Source organism: Pseudomonas sp. Tof1 (genome assembly GCF_055390395.1).
Genome location: NZ_AP024344.1, coordinates 2,161,952 through 2,179,481, shown reverse-complemented (window position 1 = coordinate 2,179,481; position 17,530 = coordinate 2,161,952). Strand labels below are relative to the sequence as shown.

Here is a 17,530-nt window from a genome sequence, read left to right as displayed (position 1 = left end):
GTCACCGCTTCCGGGATGAAAGAGGCGGTGGGCCCGAGAGATTACAGATTCCGCAGCGCCTCGGCTACTGCGTTACCCATTTCCTGCGTTCCGACCCGGGTACAACCCTCGGACCAGATATCGCCGGTGCGCAAGCCGCGGTCCAGCACCAGGCTTACCGCCTGCTCGATGGCGGCGGCCGCTTCGTGCAGGTTGAAGCTGTAGCGCAGCATCATCGATACCGACAGGATGGTTGCCAGCGGGTTGGCAATGCCCTGCCCGGCGATGTCCGGAGCCGAACCGTGGCAAGGCTCGTACATGCCCTTGTTGTTGGCATCCAGGGACGCCGACGGCAGCATGCCGATCGAACCGGTGAGCATCGACGCCTCGTCGGAGAGGATGTCGCCGAACATGTTGTCGGTGACGATCACGTCGAACTGCTTCGGCGCACGCACCAGTTGCATCGCCGCGTTGTCGACGTACATGTGGCTCAGTTCGACGTCCGGGTAGTCCTTGGCGACCTCCTCGACCACTTCACGCCACAGCTGGCTGGATGCCAGGACGTTGGCCTTGTCCACCGAGCAGAGCTTCTTGCCACGCACGCGGGCCATGTCGAAGCCGACCCGGGCGATACGGCGGATTTCGCTTTCGCTGTACGGCAGGGTGTCGTAGGACTGGCGCTCGCCATTCTCCAGCTCGCGGGTACCACGCGGGGCGCCGAAGTAGATGCCGCCGGTCAGTTCGCGCACGATCAGGATATCCAGGCCGGCGACGATTTCGCGCTTGAGGCTCGAGGCATCGGCCAGTTGCGGGTAGAGGATCGCCGGACGCAGGTTGCCGAACAGGCCCAGTTGCGCACGGATCTTCAGCAGGCCGCGCTCCGGGCGGATGTCCCGCTCGATCTTGTCCCACTTCGGCCCGCCAACGGCGCCCAGCAGCACCGCATCGGCAGCGCGGGCACGTTCCAGGGTCTCGTCGGCCAGGGGCACGCCGTGCTTGTCGATGGCCGCGCCACCGATCACGTCGTGACTCAGTTCGAAGCCCAGGTCGTACTTCTCGTTGGCCAGTTCCAGCACCTTGACCGCTTCGGCCATGATTTCCGGACCAATACCGTCGCCTGGGAGAATCAGAATCTGCTTGCTCATGCTTTCCTCATGTCATCTGTCGGCGCACCGGTGATACCGGGCGACCTGGAAAAAAGTCTATCGCTCGGCCCACAGCACCAGTACATCTGTACTGAACGAACCATCGGCCTCAATCTCAAAATATTCCCGCACTTCGGCGCCCATCGCCTGCTGCAGCTCGCGAATCGCCACCCGCAACGCTGCCGGGGTGCGCATGCGCTCGACCCAGGAGGTGTACTCCAGACGCAAGCGCTGGCGGCTGGTGCTGCGCACGTGCAGACCCGCCTCGCTGACCTGGCGCGCCCACTCGGCGGCCGAATAATCGCGCACGTGGCTGGTATCGCGCAGCACCTCGACGGCCTGCAGGTAGGTGTCGAACAACGGGCTGCCAGGCGACATGACGTCGATAAAGGCTGCGACGCCACCGGGTTTCAAAACCCGCCGCACTTCCCGCAGGGCCAGGCCGAGATCGCTCCAGTGATGCGCCGAGTAGCGGCTGAAGACGAAATCGAACTCGCCATCGGCGAACGGCAGGCTCTCGGCCGCGCCGCGCACCGTCACGATGTTGTCCAGGCCACGCTCCGTGGCGGCCGCGGCGACCACGTCGAGCATCTGCTGCGACAGGTCATAGGCCGCCACCTTGGCCACCAGCGGTGCAACGTGGAAGCTCACATGACCGGCGCCGCAGCCCAGATCCAGCACCCGCGCGTCGGCGCGCCCGGCCAGTTCGGCCTGGAGCAGCGCGAACTCGGCGCCCTGGGCGTGTACGGCGCTGCTCAGGTAGGCAGCCGCCTGTTCACCGAACTGCTTTTGTACCACTTGGCTGTGGGCATTGCTGGTCATGGGGTGGTCCTTCTGTCGGGTTGCCAGGGCGTTACAGGGGTTTGAGGGCCTCTTCGCGGGCAAGCCCGGCTCCTACAGGTTGGGTGCGTATATTCGGCACAACTCTGTAGGAGCCGGGCTTGCCCGCGAAGAGGCCCGCCCCGCCTACATCGGATCAGGCGTCGCGAAACAGCCAGGGCTGGCTGGCACGATGCCTGGCCTCGAACGCCGCGATCGCGTCGCCGTCCTGCAGGGTCAGGCCGATGTCATCCAGGCCGTTGAGCAGGCAATGCTTGCGGAACGCATCGACTTCGAAGTGATAGACCTTGCCATCCGGACGGGTCACGGTCTGGGCCGCGAGATCGACGGTCAGTTGGTAACCCGGGGTGGCCTCGACCTGCTGGAACAGCTCGTCGACTTCGCTGTCGCTGAGAATGATCGGCAACAGGCCGTTCTTGAAGCTGTTGTTGAAGAAGATGTCGGCATAGCTCGGCGCGATGATGCTGCGGAAACCGTACTCGTCCAGGGCCCACGGCGCGTGCTCGCGGCTGGAGCCGCAACCGAAGTTCTCCCGGGCCAGCAGCACACTGGCACCCTGGTAGCGCTCGGCGTTGAGCACGAAGTCCTTGTTCAGCGGACGCTTGGAGTTGTCCTGGTAGGCATAACCGACGTCCAGGTAGCGCCACTCGTCGAACAGGTTGGGACCGAAGCCGGTACGCTTGATCGACTTGAGGAACTGCTTGGGAATGATCTGATCGGTATCGACGTTGGCACGGTCCAACGGCGCGACGAGACCGGTGTGCTGGGTAAAGGCTTTCATGTGTTTTTCCTCAGATCAATTCGCGAACGTCGATGAAACGGCCATTGATGGCAGCCGCCGCGGCCATGGCCGGGCTGACCAGGTGGGTACGCCCACCGGCACCCTGGCGCCCTTCGAAGTTGCGGTTGGACGTCGAGGCGCAGTGCTCGCCGCTTTCCAGGCGGTCCGGGTTCATCGCCAGGCACATCGAGCAGCCCGGTTCACGCCACTCGAAACCGGCTTCGAGGAAAATCTTGTCCAGGCCTTCCGCTTCGGCCTGGGCCTTGACCAGGCCGGAGCCCGGCACCACCAGCGCCTGCTTGATGGTCGAGGCCACCTTGCGGCCCTTGGCGATCGCCGCCGCCGCCCGCAGGTCCTCGATCCGCGAGTTGGTGCAGGAACCGATGAATACCCGGTCCAGCTGGATGTCGGTGATCGCCTGGTTGGCGGTCAGGCCCATGTACTTGAGCGCGCGCTCGATGGAACCGCGCTTGACCAGGTCCGGCTCCTGGGCCGGGTCCGGTACGTTCTGGTCGACGGCGAGCACCATTTCCGGCGAGGTGCCCCAGCTGACCTGCGGCTTGATCTGGGCGGCATCGAGCTCGACCACGGTGTCGAACACCGCATCGGCATCGGACACCAGGTCCTTCCAGGCCTCGACGGCACGCTCCCACTCCGCGCCTTTCGGAGCGAACGGACGGTCCTTGACGTAGGCGACGGTCTTTTCGTCGGCCGCCACCAGGCCCACGCGGGCACCGGCCTCGATGGACATGTTGCAGATGGTCATGCGGCCTTCGATGGACAGGTCGCGGATGGCGCTGCCGGCAAACTCGATGGCATGGCCGTTACCGCCAGCGGTGCCGATCTTGCCGATGACGGCCAGCACGATGTCCTTGGCGGTCACGCCGAGCGGCAACTGCCCCTCGACGCGGACCAGCATGTTCTTCATCTTCTTCGCGACCAGGCACTGGGTGGCGAATACGTGCTCGACCTCGGAGGTGCCGATACCGTGGGCCAGGGCCCCGAAGGCGCCGTGGGTCGAGGTATGCGAGTCACCGCAGACCACGGTCATGCCCGGCAGGGTCGCGCCCTGCTCCGGGCCGATCACGTGGACGATGCCCTGGCGCACGTCGTTCATCTTGAATTCGGTGATGCCGAACTCGTCGCAGTAGTCGTCGAGGGTCTGCACCTGGATACGCGACACCTGGTCGGCGATCGCCTCGATGCCGCCCTTGCGCTCGGGGGTGGTCGGCACGTTGTGGTCCGGCGTGGCGACGATCGAATCGACCCGCCATGGCTTGCGCCCGGCCAGCTTGAGGCCTTCGAACGCTTGGGGCGAGGTCACTTCGTGGATGATGTGACGGTCGATGTAGATCAGCGACGACCCATCATCGCGCCGTTTCACTTCATGGGATTCCCAAAGCTTGTCGTAAAGCGTTTTGCCGGCCATCAGACGTTTCCTCATCAGCTTGTTTCTATGCCCCGGGCTTATTGATGACTGTTCTCAATAACCCTTTGGCTTGTGAGGTCGATGCTATGAGGTTAGAGTGAATAACTCAAATTCATAATTTTTATGCTTCGGATAGCCATCTGGAATACCGATCATGGACCTGGCCAACCTCAACGCCTTTATCGCCATCGCCGAAACCGGCAGCTTCTCCGGGGCCGGCGAACGCCTGCACCTGACCCAGCCAGCCATCAGCAAACGGATCGCCGGCCTGGAGCAGCAACTCAACGTGCGCCTGTTCGACCGACTGGGCCGTGAGGTCGGCCTGACCGAGGCCGGTCGCGCCCTGCTGCCCCGCGCCTACCAGATCCTCAACGTGCTCGACGACACCCGCCGGGCCCTGACCAACCTCACCGGCGAAGTCAGCGGCCGCCTGACGCTGGCCACCAGCCATCACATCGGCCTGCACCGCCTGCCTCCGCTGCTGCGGGCCTACACCCGGCAGTACCCCAAGGTGGCGCTGGACATTCAGTTCCTCGATTCGGAAGTCGCCTACGAGGAAATTCTCCACGGCCGCGCCGAACTGGCGGTCATCACCCTGGCGCCGGAGCCCCATCACCTGGTCCGTGCCGTGCCGGTGTGGGACGACCCACTGGATTTCGTCGTCGCCCCCGAGCACCCGTTGGCCAGCAACGACCAGGTCAGCCTGCGGGACATCGCCCACCGACCGGCGGTCTTCCCCGGCGGCAACACCTTCACCCACCACATCGTCCAGCGCCTGTTCGAGGCCCAGGGCCTGACGCCGAACATCGCCATGAGCACCAACTACCTGGAAACCATCAAGATGATGGTGTCCATCGGCCTGGCCTGGAGCGTGCTGCCACGCACCATGCTCGACGACCAGGTCGCGCGCATACCTTTACCGGGCATACAGCTCAGTCGCCAGCTAGGCTATATCCTGCATACCGAACGGACGCTGTCGAATGCCGCACGGGCCTTTATGGCTTTATTGGATGCGCAGACGGATTTGCCGACCCTTACGGCATAAGCCGGCTCGTCTCAGCCCAGGCCTCTTGCAGCAATAACGTGCCTTTCACCCAAGGACTGCCGTTGATGCCCAAGAACGCTAGCCGTATTCCGCCCTTGCCGCGCATCCATGCCCTCGACCCTCACGAGTCGGAAAAGAGCTGGGAAAGCGCCCCGCAGTTGCTGGCCGCCCTCAACGGTGCGCGCCTGGGAGCCTGGTCCTGGGACATCGAGAACGGCCAGGTCAGTTGGTCCCGCGGCACCCAGGCGCTGTTCGGCTTCGACCCGCACCAGCCACTGCCCAAGGATATCGACTACTTCGACCTGCTGCCGCCCGAGGACCGCGCCCGCACGCTGCGCGCCTTTCACGCGGTACTCGCCGGCGAGCCGGTGGAACAGGCGATGCACCACCGCATCCGCTGGCCGGACGGCAGCCTGCACTGGCTGGAAATCAGCGGCAGCCTGCTGCCGGACAAGAACGGCAAGCAGCGGATGATCGGGGTGATCCGCGAGGTCACCCAGCAGCGCCAGCGCGAGCAGGCCCTCAGCAGCTCGGAAAAACGCTTTGCCACCCTGTTTCACCTGAGCCCCAACATGGTGCTGCTGACCCGTGAGGAAGACGGCCTGATCAGCGAGGCCAACCAGTATTTCGAAAGCCTGTTCGGCTGGCCGGCGCTGCAGGTGATCGGCATGACCACCCTGGAACTGGGTCTGTGGGTGCACCCGGAAGAACGGGCAAGGCTGGTCAGGTCCTTGCGCGGCAGAACCGACCCGGTCAGCCAGGAGGTGCAGTTCCGCGCCAGCAACGGCCAGATCCACGACGGCATTCTGAGCGCCCAGCGGGTCGAACTGGAGGGCCAGGCCTACCTGCTCAGCACCTTTCTCGATACCACCGAGCGCAACAACGCCGCCCAGGCCCTCAAGGACAGCCAGGAGCGCCTCGACCTGGCCCTGGACTCGGCCCAACTGGGTACCTGGGACTGGCACATCCCCAGCGGCATGCTCTATGGCTCGGCACGCGCGGCGCAATTGCACGGCCTGGAACCACACCCCTTCCATGAGTCCTTCGATGCCTTTTTTGACGGCGTCCCTCCCGAAGAACGCGAAAACATGCGCGATGCCTATCGCAGCCTGCGCGAAGGCCCGGCGGGCAGCTACCAGGTCACCTACCGGGTGCAACTGGAAAATGGCACCTCGCGCTACCTGGAAAGCCGCGCCAGGCTTTACCGCGACAGCGAAGGCAAACCGCTGCGCATGGCCGGAACCCTGCTCGACATCACCGAGCAGGTAGAGCGCGAGCAGCGCCTGCAGGCTTCGGAAGAAAAGTTCGCCAGCCTGTTCCAGGCCAGCCCCGACCCGATCTGCGTGACCCTGCAGGACACCGGCCAGTTCATCGAGATCAACCCGGCCTTCACCCAGACCTTCGGCTGGAGCCTGGACGAGATCCGCCACCGCAGCGCCGACCAGATCGGCCTCTGGGAAGACTCGGCCAAGCGTCTGCAACGCATCCAGCAGGTGATCCGCGACCAGGCGCTGAACAATGTCGCGGTGGTCGTGCACCACAAGAGCGGCCAGGCCCTGACCTGCGTGATCAGCAGCCGGCAGATCGAGGTCGAGCAGCGTCCCTGCATCGTCACCACCCTGCGCGACATCACCCAGCAGCAACGGGCCGAAGCCGCACTCAAGGCCAGCGAGGAGAAATTCGCCAAGGCCTTCCACTCCAGCCCCGACGCCATCACCATCATCGAACGCCAGAGCGGCCGCTATCTGGAGGTCAACGATGGCTTCTGCCGGCTGACCGGCTATTCCAACGCCGAGGTCATCGGCCGCACCGTGTATGAACTCGGCATCTGGGCCGACCACAAGGAGCGCACCTCACTCCTGGAGGAGCTCAAGGAACGCGGCCACGTTCCCCATCGCGACATGCTCGGGCGCAACAAGCGCGGCGACGTGCTGACGGTGGAGATCTCGGTCGAGCCGATCACCCTCAACGAAACCGCCTGCCTGCTGCTGACCGCCCGGGACATCAGCCAGCTGAAGAACGCCCAGGCACAGATCCGTCACCTGGCCTACCACGACCCGCTGACCAACCTGCCCAACCGGGCCATGCTGACCGACCGCCTGAGTCAGCAGATCGCCCTGCTCAAGCGCCACAACCTGCGCGGCGCCCTGCTGTTTCTCGACCTCGACCACTTCAAGCACATCAACGATTCACTCGGCCACCCGGTGGGCGATACCGTGCTCAAGGTGGTCACCGCCCGCCTGGAGGCCAGCGTGCGCATCGAAGACACCGTGGCGCGGCTCGGCGGTGACGAATTCGTGGTGCTGCTCAGCGGCCTGGAAGGCTCACGCAGTGAAGTGACGCAAAAGGTTCGCGACCTGGCGGACACCATCCGCGAGCTGCTGGCCGAACCGATGTTCCTCGACGGCCAGCGCCTGCAGGTGACCCCGAGCATCGGCGTGGCACTGATCCCGGACCATGGCTCGACCCCCGCCGACCTGCTCAAGCGCGCGGATATCGCGCTGTACCGGGCCAAGGACTCCGGCCGCAACATCACCCAGATGTTCCACAGCACCATGCAGAAGGCCGCCAGCGAACGCCTGCGCATGGAGAACGACTTGCGCCAGGCGCTTTCCCGGGGCGAGTTCAGCGTGCACTTCCAACCCCAGGTGGACGCCCGCGACAACAGCATCGTCGGTGCCGAGGCGCTGGTGCGCTGGCACCACCCGGAACTCGGCGCACAATCGCCCACCGAATTCATCAAGGTCCTGGAGGACAGCGGGCTGATCCTCGAAGTCGGCACCTGGATTCTCGACCACGCCTGCGAGGCCTTTGGCGTGCTGTTGCGCGAAGGGTTGATCGCCCACTCCTTCAGCCTGTGCGTGAACATCAGCCCGCGGCAGTTCCGCCAGGCCGATTTCGTCGAACGGGTGGAGCGCTGCCTGCTGCAGCACAACGTGCCATCCTCGATGCTCAAGCTGGAAATCACCGAAGGCATCGTGATCCAGAACATGGAGGACACCATCAACAAGATGCGCCGCCTGAACAAGCTCGGCGTCAGTTTCGCCATGGATGACTTCGGCACCGGCTATTCGTCGCTGACCTACCTCAAGCGCCTGCCGGTGGATGCGCTGAAGATCGACCAGTCGTTCGTGCGTGACGCCACCCACGACCCCAACGATGCGGAGATCATCCGCGCGATCGTCGCCATGGCCCGCAGCCTGGGGCTGACGGTGATTGCCGAAGGGGTGGAACTGCCGGAACAGTTGATGTTCCTCGAAGGCCTGGGCTGCCATCTGTACCAGGGTTACCTGCACAGCCGGCCGTTGCCGCTGGAAGACTTCAAAAGACTTTTGTGAACCCCGCAGCCCCCTTGCGGGAGACAGCCGGGCCGCCAACAAAAAGCCCCGCCGAAGCGGGGCTCTGTCCTGCAGACTCGAGCTTAGTGCTGCAGGGCCGGTTGCTGCGTCCCACCGATCGGGATGCGCTTGGCTTTCGCCTCTTCCGGTACGACCCGCAGTAGGTCGATGTTCAACAGACCGTTGCTCAGGCCGGCAGCCTTGACCTCGATATGGTCGGCCAGGCGGAAGGACAACTTGAAGGCACGCTGGGCTATGCCCTGGTGCAGGTAGCTGACGTGTTCAGCCTTGGCTTCGCGCTTGCCGCCACTGACGGTCAATACGCCCTTCTCGACTTGCAACTCCAGGTCTTCTTCCTGGAAACCGGCGGCCGCGACGACGATGCGGTACTGGTCTTCGCCGTGTTTTTCAACGTTGTAAGGAGGGTAGCTGCTGCCCGGCTCGTTGCGCAGCGCGGTTTCGAACAGATCGTTGAAACGGTCGAAGCCAACGGAGGAACGGAACAGTGGAGCCAGGGAAAATGCGGTAGTCATGTCAATCTCCTGAAATTCAGCGAGTGGTTTGATTCGCGACCCGAATTCGGCATCGCGTACCCCTTAGATAGGAACGCCCAAACGCATTTCAAGAGATTGTCGAAAAATTTTTCTGGCGCCCGCGTCAGGCCGCTTCGGACAGCGGCACCTGCAGCAGACGGCTGACCGTGTCGCAGTCGGTCTCGCGGCGCACATGGCTGAACAGCTCAACCGCCTCCGGGTAGTTGCGCGTCAACATCGCCAGCCACTGCTTCAGGCGACCCGGCGCCTGGCGCGGCGTGAGCTGCGCCCGGGCCTGCAGCCAGAAGTCCTGGAGCAGCGGCAACAATTCGCCCCAGCTCATCTCGACCACTTCTTCACCGGCGCTCTCGGCCGCGATCTGCCGGGCCAGGTCCGGGCGCGACACCAGACCGCGACCGAGCATGAAATCCTTGGCGCCACTGACCTCGCGACAGCGCCGCCAGTCTTCCAGCGACCAGATGTCACCGTTGGCGAACACCGGCACCTTGACCACGTCCTGCACCCGCGCCACCCACTCCCAATGGGCCGGCGGCTTGTAGCCATCGACCTTGGTGCGCGCATGCACGACGATCTGCGCGGCACCGCCTTCGGCCAGGGCCGTACCACAGACCAGCGCGCCATCCGGGCTGTCGAAACCCAGGCGCATCTTCGCCGTCACCGGAATGTGCGCCGGTACCGCCCGGCGCACATGCTCGACGATGCTGTTGAGCAGTTCCGGCTCCTTGAGCAGCACCGCCCCGCCCCGGGACTTGTTCACGGTCTTGGCCGGGCAACCGAAGTTCAGGTCGATCACCTGCGAGCCCAGCTCGCAGGCCAGCGCCGCGTTTTCGGCCAGGCACACCGGATCGGAACCGAGCAGTTGCACGCGCAGCGGCACGCCGGCGGCGGTGCGGGCGTCGGTGAGCAGTTCGGGGGCGAACTTGTGGTAGTAGGCCGGCGTCAGCAGCGAATCGTTGATACGGATGAACTCCGTGACGCACCAGTCGATGCCGCCGACGCGAGTCAGGACATCGCGCAGGATGTTATCGACCAACCCCTCCATGGGCGCCAGGGCAATTTGCATGGGTGACTCTCATTGAAAAAGGCGGATATCGAAAGGCGCGGCAGTTTACGGGGTTCCGCAGCAAACCGGTACACCCTCAGGCCGACTGCAGCGCCGGCCCGTATCCCTGGAGAAACTCCTCAGGCATGCGCCTGGGCTTGCCGCTGGACAGCTCGATGCAGACGAAGGTGGTCTGCGCACGCAATAGGGTCAGGTTGTCGCTGGGGCGTACCAGCTGGAAGCGTCGGGTCATTTTCAGGCGCTGGTCCCAATCGACGATCCAGGTCGCCAATTGCAGTTCATCACCTTCGTAGGCGGCAGCCAGGTAGTCGATTTCATGACGCACCACGGCCATCGCCCGGTCCAGTCGGCGGTACTCGCTCAGGTCCAGCCCCAGGCGCTGGGAATGCCGCCAGGCACAGCGCTCCAGCCAGGTGACGTACACCGCGTTGTTGGCGTGCCCGAGGCCGTCGATGTCCTCGGCGGCCACCTGCAGGTCGAGGATGAAGGGTGTCGCCAGATCCCAGCTCATGTACCGCTCCCGGTCGATTCAAAGACCGGGCCAGTGTAACGGATCAGGCCGACTGGCGCTGCGCCATGCTACGCCCGGCCAGCAGCGCGAGCACGCCATCGATCAGCCGCGGATCGGCCAGCACCCGCTGATGGCCGCCGCTTTCCAGGCGCAACAGGCGGCTGTCGAACCAGGCTTCGTGAATACGTCGCGATTCATCCACCGCCACCAGTTGATCGTCTTCGGCATGCACGATCAGGCCGGGCATGTCCATCTGGTAATGCCCGATATCCAGGTGCTCGGCACGCATCCCGACATCCCGTTCGACTTCCCGGATAAACGCCGAACGCGCCCGTGGCGGCAAGCCGACATGCCGGGCGAAGCCCCGCAATACGCCCAGCACCCGTGCCGGAGCGGCAATGCTGACCAGCGCCTCGGTACGCAGCCCGAGCTGGGTGGCGAGCATCGCGCTGGCACCGCCCATGGAATGGCCGATCACCGCCTTGAGCGGCGGCAGCTCGGCGGCGGCCTCGAGCAGCGCGCGGGCAAACGCCACCACATTCGCTTCGTGCCCGGGCGACTGGCCATGAGCCGGGCCGTCGAGGGCCACGGCGGTGTAACCGGCGGCCACCAGCGCCTCGATCAGGCTCGCGAACTGCGTGGGTCGCCCTTCCCAGCCATGCATCAGCAGCACGGTGGGGCCTTGCCCCCAGCGCAGCGCGGAAAGACCGAAACGCAGGGTGATCCTTTCGGCCGTCGCCAGCAACGGCAACTCCCAATCCCGCGGCGAACGCTCGCGGGGCGTCATGAAAACCTGACGCATCCGGCTCGCGGCCACCCGCGGTGCCACTCGTCCCAAGGTGCCATTGATGCCACGTATCCAGCGCAAAGTGTTCATCGGGTATTACCTCAGGCCAGGTCGAAACCTTCAGCGCACCGCCGACTTGGCGGCACGCAGCAATCTGTCGGACAACTCTCCCGGGCCCAGCGCCCGGGCCACGGCCAGGCCACCGATCATCAGGGCGATATCGGCCAGGGCCTTGTCGGTGTCCTCGGGACTGGCCGCCAGTTGCGCGACCATCAATTCCACATGTTCGTTGAGCGCCTCGCGAAAGCACTCCGGCAGGCTGCCGATCTCTCCCACCACCGCCGGCAGCGGGCAGGCATGGTCGACCGCATCGCGATGCTTGCGCGACAGGTAGAACGCGGCAAACAGGGCCCGCCGTTCTTCGCCGCTCAGCGCGTCGTCGACTTCATCCATTTTCGCCCGACGCTGCGCCAGCAATTGCTTGAATGCCTCGAGCATCAAGGCGTCCTTGCTCTCGAAATGCGCGTAGAAGCCACCCACGGTCAGACCGGCGGCGGCCATCACCTCACTGACACTCGGCTCGGCCGGGCCACGCTGGATCAACGCGGCACTGGCAGCCTGCAGGATGCGCTCACGGGTCTGGGCCTTTTTGTCGTTCATTGCCATCTCCAGATATTACATCGGAAATATTATTCTCATAATATTTTTTCGCAAGGTCTTCGCATGACCGCTGGTCTGACTGAAAAATGCGAAAAGGAATTCAGTGCGGAAAATAAAAATTTCGGAAAAAACAAAAGGGTCATTCAAAGATGAATGACCCTTAAAAATCCCGCAGAGCGGGTAATCGTGGCGTCCCCTAGGGGACTCGAACCCCTGTTACCGCCGTGAAAGGGCGGTGTCCTAGGCCACTAGACGAAGGGGACGCAAACCCTTCTTTCATTGCAGGAGTCGGCTTGTTGGCGACTTTTACTGCCCCGGTGACTGGATGCACCTGCAGTATCCTGCAACATCAGTTCAGTACCGGTGTGGCCAGGTGCTGAACCGTAAATTGGTGGAGCTAAGCGGGATCGAACCGCTGACCTCTTGCATGCCATGCAAGCGCTCTCCCAGCTGAGCTATAGCCCCGGATTTTTTCGCCTCTCGGCGCAGCGACATCAAGCTGCAATGTCACTTGTGTGAAACTGGCGTCCCCTAGGGGACTCGAACCCCTGTTACCGCCGTGAAAGGGCGGTGTCCTAGGCCACTAGACGAAGGGGACGTAACCCTTGTGTACCCTATCGGCGCTGGTTCCGATTCGCGGTACAAACTCCAGATCAGTGTAGCGTAACCTGAAGCTTCTAATTTGGTGGAGCTAAGCGGGATCGAACCGCTGACCTCTTGCATGCCATGCAAGCGCTCTCCCAGCTGAGCTATAGCCCCACAGTGTCAGACTTCACATCATCTCAGCGTTGTCGCTGTGTTTCCGTGTTGTCTTGTGGACGGGGCGCATATTAAGTGCGACCCACTCCCCTGTCAAACTTTTTTTGAACATTTTTCAAAAATTTTTTCCGCGATAACAATCACTTACCGCGATCCCCCGGAAAACCGGGGGTTGTCGGCCACGTCCACAACCGGCAAAGACGGCTATGACGTGGCCACTACCGGCTCAGGCGCCGATTCAGGCAATAGTGCCCAGCAGCTTTTCCCATTCCTTGTTTTCCTTCTTCGACACGCCACCCAGCAGTTCCAGGGCCTGGCGCAGACGGAAGCGCGTCAGGTCCGGGCCGAGGATTTCCATCGCGTCGAGCACCGACACCGAACTCGCCTGCCCGGTGATCGAGGCGAAGATCAGCGGCATGGCATCACGCAGCTTCAGCTCCAGGGCATCGACCACCGCCTGGATGGTCGCGGTGATGCTGTCCTTCTCCCACTGGCGCAGGCTTTCCAGTTTCCACAGGATCAGTTGCATCAGCTTGCGCACATCCTCCGGCGAGAGTTTCTTGTGCTCGAACAGCTTGGCATCCAGCGGCAGGCTGCCGGCGAAGAAGAAATTCGCCAGGGGCGCGACCTGGCTGAAGGTCTCGACGCGGCTCTGCACCAGCGGCGCGATCTTCATCAGGTACTCGGGGTTGAACGCCCAGTTCTGCACGCGGCGGGCGAACTCTTCCACCGGCAGGTCGCGCAGCCACTGGCCGTTGAGCCAGGACAGCTTCTCGATATCGAAGATCGGCCCGCCGAGGGAGACGCGGGACAGGTCGAAGTGGTCGACCATTTCCTGCAGCGAGAACTTCTCGCGCTCGTCCGGCATCGACCAGCCCATGCGGCCCAGGTAGTTGAGCATTGCCTCGGGCATGAAGCCCATGCGCTCGTAGAAGGTCACCGAGGTCGGGTTCTTGCGCTTGGACAGCTTGCTCTTGTCCGGGTTGCGCAGCAGCGGCATGTAGCACAGCTTCGGTTGTTCCCAGCCGAAGTACTCGTAGAGCAGGATCAGCTTGGGTGCCGATGGCAGCCACTCTTCACCGCGCAGCACGTGGGTGATGCCCATCAGGTGGTCGTCGACCACGTTGGCCAGGAAGTAGGTGGGCAGACCGTCGGTCTTCATCAGCACCTGCATGTCCATGCGATCCCACGGGATCTCGACATCGCCACGCAGCATGTCCGGCACCACGCAGACGCCTTCGGTCGGCACCTTCATGCGGATCACATGGGGTTCGCCGGCGGCCAGGCGACGGGCCACCTCCTCTTTCGACAGCAGCAGCGCACGACCGTCGTAGCGTGGGGTTTCGCCGCGGGCAATCTGCTCGGCACGCATCTGGTCCAGCTCTTCGGCGGTGCAGAAGCACGGGAAGGCATGGCCCATGTCGACCAGTTGCTGGGTGTACTTCCTGTAGATCTCGCTACGCTCGCTCTGCCGGTACGGACCGTGCGGGCCACCGACGTCCGGGCCTTCGGCCCAAGTAATGCCCAGCCAGTTCAACGCATCGAAAATCTGCTGTTCGGACTCGCGGGTCGAGCGCAACTGATCGGTATCTTCGATCCGCAGGATGAACTCGCCACCATGCTGCTTGGCAAAGCAGTAGTTGAACAGGGCGATGTAGGCGGTACCAACGTGGGGATCGCCAGTGGGCGATGGCGCGATGCGAGTGCGGACAGTGGTCATGGATGGTCTCGAAATAGAGATAAAACAAAGGGCGAATGGTAACAGGCCGACCGCCCTCGCCTCCAGCATGGGCGGCAGGCAGAGGGCATATAAGCCAAGCTTCGGTCGAAAAAGGGTCCCAGGCCACTAAAACCGGGGGTTTCTCAATTGGTGGCATTTACCCACTAAGGGCGCTGTGCCAGATTTATCTACCGAGAAGTTCACTAATTATTCCGATCGTTGCCTGCCCATGCCCGCCCAACTCAAACGCCGCCTGTTCGTGTTCCTGCTGCTCGTCCTGCTGCTCGCCCTGGGTCTCTTCGCCGAGTGGTTCTGGCGCGGGCGCTTTTATGAAAGCACCGACAACGCCTACGTCCAGGGCGAGATCACCCGGGTTTCCAGCCAGCTCGCGGCGCGCATCGACCAGGTGCTGGTGGCCGACAACCAGCCTGTCGAGCAAGGCCAGTTGCTGGTCCGGCTGGAAGCGGCCGACTTCCAGCTGGCGGTCGAGCGCGCCAACGCCACCCTCGCCACCCGCGAGGCCGAACGGCTGCAGGCGCAGAGCAAGCTGACCCAGCAGGCCAGCCTGATTGCCGCGGCCGATGCCCAGGTCGCCGCCAGCCAGGCCAGCCTGGGCCGCTCGCAGCTCGACCTGTCGCGGGCCCAGACCCTGCGCAAGCCCGGCTACGTTTCCGAGGAGCGGGTCACCACCCTGTCCGCCGACAACCACATCGCCCGCTCCCAGGTCGCCAAGGCCCAGGCCGACCTGCAGAGCCAGCGCCAGCAGGTCAACGCCCTGACCGCCGAACTCAAGCGTCTCGACGGCCAGATCGCCAGCGCCCGCACCGAACTGGCCCAGGCCGAACTGAACCTGAGCCGCAGCGAAATCCGCGCGCCGATCAGCGGCCTGGTCGGCCAGCGCGCGGCACGCAACGGCCAGTACGTGCAGACCGGTGCCTACCTGCTGTCCATCGTTCCGGACCAGGCCATCTGGGTCCAGGCCAACTTCAAGGAAACCCAGATCGGCCACATGCACCCCGGGCAGAACGCCACGCTGCGGTTCGATGCCTATGAGGACACGCCAATCCAGGGCCGGGTCGACAGCCTGTTCGCCGCTTCCGGCGCGCAGTTCAGCCTGCTGCCGCCAGACAATGCCACCGGCAACTTCACCAAGGTGGTGCAGCGCATTCCGGTCAAGCTGGTGTTCGCCGCCGACAACCCGCTGCACGGCCTGATCCGTCCGGGCATGTCGGTCACCGTCAAGGTCGATATCCGCGATAACGGCAATGGCCGGTGATGCCCTGATCCGCCCGGTCGGCGAACCGACCCGGCGCGACTGGATCGCGGTGATGAGCGTGATGCTCGGTGCCTTCATGGCGGTGCTCGACATCCAGATCACCAACTCCTCGCTCAAGGACATCCAGGGCGCCCTGTCGGCGACCCTGGAGGAAGGCTCGTGGATCTCCACCTCCTACCTGGTGGCGGAAATCATCATGATCCCGCTCACCGCCTGGCTGGTGCAACTGCTCTCGGCCCGGCGCCTGGCGACCTGGGTATCGCTGGGCTTCCTCGCCTCGTCGCTGTTGTGCTCGATGGCCTGGAACCTGGAGAGCATGATCGTGTTCCGTGCCATGCAGGGCTTTACCGGCGGCGCGCTGATCCCGCTGGCCTTCACCCTGACCCTGATCAAGCTGCCGGAACACCACCGCGCCAAGGGCATGGCGATGTTTGCCATGACCGCCACCTTCGCCCCGTCGATCGGCCCGACCCTGGGTGGCTGGCTGACCGAGAACTGGGGCTGGGAATACATCTTCTATATCAACATCCCGCCCGGCCTGATCATGATCGCCGGCCTGCTCTACGGTCTGGAGAAGAAGGACGCGCACTGGGAACTGCTCAAGAGCACCGACTACGCAGGGATCGTCACACTGGGCGTCGGCCTGGGCTGCCTGCAGGTGTTCCTGGAGGAAGGGCATCGCAAGGACTGGCTGGAATCGGAGTTGATCCTGGCCCTGGGCAGCATCGCCCTGCTGAGCCTGATCACCTTCGTCATCCTGCAACTGTCCAGGCCCAACCCGCTGATCAACCTGCGCATTCTGCGCAATCGCAACTTCGGCCTGTCGAGCATTTCCAGCCTGGGCATGGGGGTCGGTCTGTACGGCTCGATCTACCTGTTGCCGCTGTACCTGGCGCAGATCCAGAACTACAACGCCCTGCAGATCGGCGAGGTGATCATGTGGATGGGCGTGCCGCAGCTGTTCCTGATTCCGCTGGTGCCCAAACTGATGAAATTCGTGTCACCGAAGATGCTCTGCGCCGTGGGTTTCGGCCTGTTCGGGCTGGCGAGTTTTTCCTCGGGGGTACTCAACCCGGACTTCGCCGGCCCGCAGTTCAACCAGATCCAGATCATCCGCGCCCTGGGCCAGCCGCTGATCATGGTGACCATCTCGCTGATCGCCACCGCCTACATCCAGCCCCAGGATGCCGGCTCGGCCTCCAGCCTGTTCAACATCCTGCGCAACCTCGGCGGCGCCATCGGCATCGCCCTGCTCGCCACCCTGCTGGATGCACGAACCCGGGAATACTTCGACTACCTGCGCGAAGCCATCGTCCCGGCCAACCCGCAAGTGGCCGAGCGCCTGGCACTGCTGGCGCAGAAGCTGGGCAGCGATGCCGCGGCACTGGGCAAGCTCAGTGAAATCACCCACCAGCAGGCGCTGATCATGGCCTACAACGACGCCTTCCATTACGTCGGGCTGGCACTGGGCATCAGCATGCTCGCGGTGCTGCTGACCCGGGCGCTGCCGGCGGGCGTCAAGGCCGGGGAGGCGCATTGAGTTCAAGGGCCCCTTCGCGGGCAAGCCCGGCTCCTACAGGGGGAGCGTCGTACACACCATTGGCGGACACCTCATCACTGTAGGAGCCGGGCTTGCCCGCGAA

14 protein-coding genes and 4 tRNA genes are annotated in these 17,530 nt (G+C 63.8%); 4 read left to right on the top strand and 14 right to left on the bottom strand.

Annotation, left to right across the window (positions count from 1 at the left end):
• Nucleotides 1-41: 41 nt before the first annotated feature.
• The 4 genes from leuB to leuC all read right to left on the bottom strand — a co-directional run bounded on the left by leuB (nt 42) and on the right by leuC (nt 4,174).
• Entirely contained in the window at nt 42-1,124 is a 1,083-nt protein-coding gene (gene leuB / locus ACZ5KU_RS10115; protein WP_054063826.1) for a 3-isopropylmalate dehydrogenase, read from the bottom strand.
• A gap of 57 nt (nt 1,125-1,181) precedes the next feature.
• The gene (locus ACZ5KU_RS10110) at nt 1,182-1,946 is read right to left on the bottom strand and encodes a class I SAM-dependent methyltransferase (RefSeq protein ID WP_054063827.1); all 765 of its coding nucleotides are present in this window, start codon (nt 1,944-1,946) and stop codon (nt 1,182-1,184) included.
• A gap of 154 nt (nt 1,947-2,100) precedes the next feature.
• Entirely contained in the window at nt 2,101-2,745 is a 645-nt protein-coding gene (gene leuD, locus ACZ5KU_RS10105) for a 3-isopropylmalate dehydratase small subunit (RefSeq protein ID WP_017906554.1), read from the bottom strand.
• A gap of 10 nt (nt 2,746-2,755) precedes the next feature.
• Nucleotides 2,756-4,174, bottom strand: coding sequence for a 3-isopropylmalate dehydratase large subunit (gene leuC, locus ACZ5KU_RS10100; protein ID WP_054063828.1), 1,419 nt, complete (start codon nt 4,172-4,174; stop codon nt 2,756-2,758).
• A 154-nt stretch (nt 4,175-4,328) separates the two neighbouring features.
• Here leuC and ACZ5KU_RS10095 point away from each other — a divergent pair, with 154 nt between their 5' ends.
• Nucleotides 4,329-5,219, top strand: coding sequence for a LysR family transcriptional regulator (locus ACZ5KU_RS10095; protein WP_054063829.1), 891 nt, complete (start codon nt 4,329-4,331; stop codon nt 5,217-5,219).
• 65 nt (nt 5,220-5,284) lie between these two features.
• Nucleotides 5,285-8,557: a sensor domain-containing protein gene (locus ACZ5KU_RS10090; RefSeq protein WP_464737086.1), complete on the top strand. Its 3,273-nt coding sequence runs from the start codon at nt 5,285-5,287 to the stop codon at nt 8,555-8,557.
• Nucleotides 8,558-8,640: 83 nt separating this feature from the next.
• On the opposite strand, the gene ACZ5KU_RS10085 is transcribed toward ACZ5KU_RS10090, so the two are convergent.
• The 10 genes from ACZ5KU_RS10085 to gltX form a co-directional block, all read right to left on the bottom strand.
• Nucleotides 8,641-9,090, bottom strand: coding sequence for an Hsp20 family protein (locus ACZ5KU_RS10085; RefSeq protein ID WP_054059674.1), 450 nt, complete (start codon nt 9,088-9,090; stop codon nt 8,641-8,643).
• A 124-nt stretch (nt 9,091-9,214) separates the two neighbouring features.
• Nucleotides 9,215-10,174, bottom strand: coding sequence for a tRNA dihydrouridine synthase (locus ACZ5KU_RS10080; protein ID WP_054059675.1), 960 nt, complete (start codon nt 10,172-10,174; stop codon nt 9,215-9,217).
• Nucleotides 10,175-10,250: 76 nt separating this feature from the next.
• Nucleotides 10,251-10,685, bottom strand: coding sequence for an acyl-CoA thioesterase (locus tag ACZ5KU_RS10075; RefSeq protein ID WP_054063831.1), 435 nt, complete (start codon nt 10,683-10,685; stop codon nt 10,251-10,253).
• A 43-nt stretch (nt 10,686-10,728) separates the two neighbouring features.
• Complete coding sequence (locus tag ACZ5KU_RS10070) at nt 10,729-11,562, bottom strand: alpha/beta fold hydrolase (RefSeq protein ID WP_273824979.1); 834 nt, start codon at nt 11,560-11,562, stop codon at nt 10,729-10,731.
• Nucleotides 11,563-11,592: 30 nt separating this feature from the next.
• Complete coding sequence (locus ACZ5KU_RS10065) at nt 11,593-12,132, bottom strand: TetR/AcrR family transcriptional regulator (protein ID WP_054057980.1); 540 nt, start codon at nt 12,130-12,132, stop codon at nt 11,593-11,595.
• 187 nt (nt 12,133-12,319) lie between these two features.
• Nucleotides 12,320-12,395 (bottom strand) — tRNA-Glu (locus ACZ5KU_RS10060).
• Between the two features lie 126 nt (nt 12,396-12,521).
• Nucleotides 12,522-12,597, bottom strand: a tRNA-Ala gene (locus ACZ5KU_RS10055).
• Between the two features lie 57 nt (nt 12,598-12,654).
• Nucleotides 12,655-12,730: transfer RNA gene (locus tag ACZ5KU_RS10050), tRNA-Glu, on the bottom strand.
• Nucleotides 12,731-12,815: 85 nt separating this feature from the next.
• Nucleotides 12,816-12,891: transfer RNA gene (locus ACZ5KU_RS10045), tRNA-Ala, on the bottom strand.
• Nucleotides 12,892-13,129: 238 nt separating this feature from the next.
• The gene (gene gltX / locus ACZ5KU_RS10040; protein WP_054057981.1) at nt 13,130-14,611 is read right to left on the bottom strand and encodes a glutamate--tRNA ligase; all 1,482 of its coding nucleotides are present in this window, start codon (nt 14,609-14,611) and stop codon (nt 13,130-13,132) included.
• Nucleotides 14,612-14,840: 229 nt separating this feature from the next.
• On the opposite strand from gltX, the gene ACZ5KU_RS10035 reads away from it, so the two are divergent.
• A complete protein-coding gene (locus ACZ5KU_RS10035) occupies nt 14,841-15,887 on the top strand; it encodes an HlyD family secretion protein (protein ID WP_464737085.1) in 1,047 nt (348 codons plus the stop codon).
• Nucleotides 15,877-17,427, top strand: coding sequence for an MDR family MFS transporter (locus ACZ5KU_RS10030; protein WP_054059724.1), 1,551 nt, complete (start codon nt 15,877-15,879; stop codon nt 17,425-17,427). The genes ACZ5KU_RS10035 and ACZ5KU_RS10030 overlap by 11 nt, the downstream gene beginning before the upstream one ends.
• The last annotated feature ends 103 nt before the right edge of the window (nt 17,428-17,530 follow it).